Source organism: Paraburkholderia sp. BR10937, assembly GCF_040965695.1.
Lineage (GTDB): Bacteria > Pseudomonadota > Gammaproteobacteria > Burkholderiales > Burkholderiaceae > Paraburkholderia.
In genome coordinates, this window is the sequence record NZ_JBFRCL010000117.1 from 1 (window position 1) to 4,487 (window position 4,487).

Genomic DNA, 4,487 nt, shown 5'->3' on the forward strand with positions numbered 1-4,487 from the left:
CTCGGCAAACGCAGGTCATCATGCTTCAAAAGCCGGACGACCAACCTGCTAGCAGATTCTGCGGCCGATACGCCCAACGTGAAAAAAGATCGGCGCTCTGAAAACGTATTGTGCAGACCTTCCTTAGATTCAATCGGCAAATCAGTTGTGAGTTGTGTAGCATGCGGGCCCGGTGCGATCCATGCCGACGACAACGATGGTACATGAAGTTAGACGGATTGGATCCTTTGCATTCATGGTATTCGAATGAATTGAACTTGTCGAGAGCGTTTAGTTACTTTCGTGGCGGATTATTACTGTTAGATGGAAATATCATATCCGGAGTCGGAATGCAGCTTGAACAAAATATGCAAGGATCTTCACGAGGCTGCGAAGCGGCAATGGCAACGCCACCGAAAGGACTCGAAAAGTTGCTCGAGGGCGCCGATATTGCGATCAATGGTGATCGTCCATGGGATATACGCGTCTTTGACGAGAAGGTATATCGCCGGGTCCTGTCGAGTTGGTCTCTTGGACTCGGGGAGGCCTACATGGACGGGCAATGGGAATGTGAGAGACTAGATGAGTTCTTCACGCGCATCTTGTGTGCTGACCTCGATTCGGCGGCCTCGGGACTCGCAAGATTTAGACTTGTCGGGGAGCACCTTCGACACAGGCTTTTCAATCTCCAGTCCGTACGGCGAGCATTTCAGGTCGGGGAGCGCCACTATGATGTCGGTAATGACGTCTTTGAGGCCATGCTCGATCATCGGATGATCTATTCGTGTGGCTACTGGGAGAGCGCGCAAGATCTGACAACCGCACAGTTCGACAAGTTGGACATGATCTGCCGCAAGCTGGATCTGAAGTATGGTGAGACGCTTCTCGATATCGGCTGCGGATGGGGGGGGCTTGCAAGGTTCGCTGCGGAACATTATGGAGCCCGAGTCACCGGGGTGACTGTTTCGAAGGAGCAACTGGTTCTCGCTCGCGAGCGGTGCCGTGGACTTCCAGTAACCCTTCTTCTTCAGGACTACCGGGAACTAGGCGGTCGCTTCGACAAGATTGCGTCCGTTGGAATGTTCGAGCATGTTGGGATAAAGAACTACGACACATACTTCCGTACGGTTAAGGAACTCCTCGAGCCGGGTGGGCAATTTCTTTTGCACACGATCGGAATCGCACAAACATCTGCGGGAACCGACCCGTGGCTCGACCGCTACATCTTTCCGAACGGAAGGCTGCCGTCGGTACGGCAAATTGCTGATGCCGTCGAAGGACACTTCGTCGTCGAAGACTTGCACAACTTCGGGGCAGACTACGACCGGACGTTGATGTCTTGGTGGGAGAATTTTGCCCTCGCGTGGCCGGAGCTTAAACCGCGCTACGATGAACGGTTTTATCGCATGTGGAAATACTATTTGCATTGTTGCGCTGGATTCTTTAGATCTCGCCAAGGCCAACTGTGGCAGGTAGTGCTCACGCACCCACAGCGCTCAGGCGCCTATCGTTCCGTAAGGCCGAATTTAGATGCGCGCTTGGAGGTAGGCGCACGCACTGGCCGGCGCTTTATGGAGGAAGGGGGCCGACTGCGCATCGTGCATTCCGGGGAGTAGCCGAAGGAGGCTACTGGGCTGAGCTTCGTCAAATGGGGATCGAGGCTCGACGACATGATTGTCTCGTGAGGGACTGCGCTATATGCGGACATGGAGGCCAAAAAGTCTTTTTTTACGACACGGTCCAGAGCCCCAATTTCCGCTTCTCGTCGGTGCGCCGAGGTATCGGCATTCGCGAGCATGCAAGGCGGCGCGTGGAAAAGAGATTTGCGGAACAGGGAGCGCCCGCCGCGCAGATTGGCACATATACTGAGTTTATCTCACATCCGGCCGCCGGTTCTTCACCGGCGGTTTTTTCCCCAGCCACGGTCTTTCGTGGCTGGGTTTTTTTTAGCCTTTCCGCACCTACCCGTGCACCCTCCCGGGGATCTCTTCGGAGATTCTTTTGGTCTGTGGACTCATCAGTGCGGGGTTTGGGAGTACGTATTAAAGCGGAACAAGCCTGCTCATCGCGTTTTAAAAAATATGTTCTACGCCGGATATCTTAATGGAGATATCGGATGCAACTCTTACCAATCCGCAAGATAGCAGCACAGCTGGGCGTGGCAGGAGGGACACCGCGACGCTGGCACCGGCAAGTTCGACTGGCGTCGGCCGGCCGGTCGTGCGGTTGGCAGGCATCGACGCTCCGAGCGCGAGTTCACCTGTCTAGGCTTGGGGTGGACGGGGGCACATCGGCAAGGCCGTCTGCTACGCCCCTGTTTCATCTCATGATCAGGCTGCACAGTCCGGGCCGCATGCTGCAAGTCGGTCACCGTCGACTGGGCAACGGAGGCCCGTAAGCCGGATGTTGCGGGAGACTGGACTTTACGGCCAAGTAGAAGGCGATGGCGCAGTTCAGCCCGAAGCTAGCCCGCATGCTCTCGGGGCTGCTCTATTCGAAATACCGGCAGCTACTCGAGGCGAAATGCTTCCCTGCGGGTGTCGAACTCATCATGATTAATGCAGCCTGGACGTCGAGCATCGGTGCAGTGAAGTAAGCATCACGACGGGGCTGGAGTGTGTATGCTGCGGCCGCGGGGTTATTGGCCGTCGCGGACAGAAGTAGACTGAACGCCAGCCACGCGCGGGCACGGCAGTCCGTGTTCCGGTGCGGTGTGGTCACCACGCCCTCGAGCTACCTCCGAGGAATGAGACCGCCTGGCGAGGCGTTCATGCCGCGTACAGAGGAGTGGTGCGCGAGCATTGGCTTGCCGCCTGGGGCAGTTCGCTGCGCCGGCTGTGAAAGGTAGCCGTGGTATCGGCGCGAGCGCCGCGCCCCTCAGCAGCGCGACCGTTTGTCCTGCGAAGAGGAGCTGCGTGAGCAGGCTTATGCACCTTCCAACTAAACGGTATTGTCGTACATATATCGGCGCGACCACGGGAGCGTATTGGCGCTTCGGCCGGCCTTCCGGCATACGATTTGAAAGACCGACACAGCGTCGCGCTCAAATGCGTACGCGCACCCCCCGAGGTAGACGCGCCAGATCCGGAATATCTCGTCGTCCACGAGCGTGCGCGCCTGCTTGGCTTGAGCCTCGAAGTTTGCGCTCCAGATGCCGAGAGTGCGCGCGTAGTGCCGCCGCAGATTCTCAACGTCCATCGGTTCCAAGCCGCCGCGTTGCATTGTCTCGAGAGCAAGGCTGATATGCGACAGTTCTCCGTCAGGGAATACGAAGCGGTCCATGAACTCGCCCCCGCCGAGGCCGTTCTCATCGCCGTTCGCATCCGTCGATGTAATTCCGTGATTCATTGCGATTCCGTCGTCGGCGAGCAATGACCGGATCCGTGAGAAATAATAAGGCAGCTTTCTGCGTCCGACGTGCTCAAACATGCCTACGCTTGTGATGCGGTCGAACTGTCCTTCTATGTCGCGATAGTCCTGCAACCGGATCTCAACGCGGTCTTCGAGTCCGGCGGCCCTTACGCGCTCGGTGGCGAGATCAAACTGGTTCTGCGAAATCGTCACTCCTACACAACGCGCACCGAACTTTTGGGCCGCGCGAAGTACGAGCGCCCCCCATCCACAACCAATATCGAGTAGCGTCTGGCCTTCCTTCAACTGGATCTTCGTAAGCACGTGATCGATTTTTTTTAGCTGCGCAATCGCGAGATCTTCGTCACCGTTCTCGAAGTAGCCGCATGAGTAGACCATGTTCTCATCAAGCCAAAGCCTGTAGAAGGCATTGGATACGTCATAGTGGTAGCGGATCGCTTGCCTGTCTGACCTTTTCGAATGAGCCATGAAAGGACTCGCACGCGCGACGTTTCTCGAGCCGCTGACGCAGGTAAGTGCAAGGGAGTATCCAACGTCGATAATGTCCTTAAGCGCTCCCTCGAGATCTATCCTACCTTTCACGTAGGCCTCTCCAAGCCTGTCGAGACTGGGGTGCAGGAGGAACGGCAGCGCAGAGAGGTCCTTGATCCTTAGCGTCACGAGCGGCTGGTGAAACGTCCCAAGGTCGAAGTGCTCGCCGTTCCACAGCGTGAGCCGCGCGGGGAGCTCGGTCTTTGACCGTACTTCGTTCACCCACTGGGCCAGTTTCTTTTCCCAGAACATCTGAATTCTCCATTTTTCGTTGAAGCGAGTTTAGTCAGCCCTTAAATCGCGTACTTTTGTGCGGAAAGTCAGGCGTGACGTCGCGCTCGGGCCGAGTTTATGTGAAAGCTTGGGCGGCCAATAGACCCAACACGCAAAGTAGATTTTCAATTTTCGTGTGTCTAAATGCAGCAGCATCTACGGTGTTCGACGACCCCAAAAATAAGTCGGCTGATCGCTTTTCGAACTAAGGAAGGTCTGCACAATACGTTTTCAGAGCGCCGATCTTTTTTCACGTTGGGCGTATCGGCCGCAGAATCTGCTAGCAGGTTGGTCGTCCGGCTTTTGAAGCATGATGACCTGCGTTTGCCGAG

Annotated in this window: 3 protein-coding genes; 2 read left to right on the forward strand and 1 reads right to left on the reverse strand. The window is 56.3% G+C overall.

Features of this window, described 5'->3' with window-relative positions; genetic code table 11:
* Positions 1–380: 380 nt before the first annotated feature.
* Both cfa and AB4Y44_RS42010 read left to right on the forward strand, forming a co-directional pair.
* Positions 381–1,595, forward strand: a complete 1,215-nt coding sequence (gene cfa, locus AB4Y44_RS42005) for a cyclopropane fatty acyl phospholipid synthase (RefSeq protein WP_368702769.1) — start codon at positions 381–383, stop codon at positions 1,593–1,595.
* 827 nt (positions 1,596–2,422) lie between these two features.
* Entirely contained in the window at positions 2,423–2,575 is a 153-nt protein-coding gene (locus tag AB4Y44_RS42010) for a hypothetical protein (protein ID WP_368702767.1), read from the forward strand.
* A 344-nt stretch (positions 2,576–2,919) separates the two neighbouring features.
* On the opposite strand, the gene AB4Y44_RS42015 is transcribed toward AB4Y44_RS42010, so the two are convergent.
* Positions 2,920–4,134 carry a class I SAM-dependent methyltransferase gene (locus tag AB4Y44_RS42015; RefSeq protein ID WP_368702768.1) on the reverse strand — a complete coding sequence of 405 codons (1,215 nt, stop codon included), beginning with the start codon at positions 4,132–4,134 and terminating at the stop codon, positions 2,920–2,922.
* Positions 4,135–4,487 lie beyond the last annotated feature (353 nt).

Coding starts and splice junctions, on each gene's coding strand:
- cfa (WP_368702769.1), top strand. CDS start 381: ATGGCAACGCCACCGAAAGGACTCGAAAAGTTGCTCGAGGGCGCCGAT.
- AB4Y44_RS42010 (WP_368702767.1), top strand. CDS start 2,423: ATGGCGCAGTTCAGCCCGAAGCTAGCCCGCATGCTCTCGGGGCTGCTC.
- AB4Y44_RS42015 (WP_368702768.1), bottom strand. CDS start 4,134: ATGTTCTGGGAAAAGAAACTGGCCCAGTGGGTGAACGAAGTACGGTCA.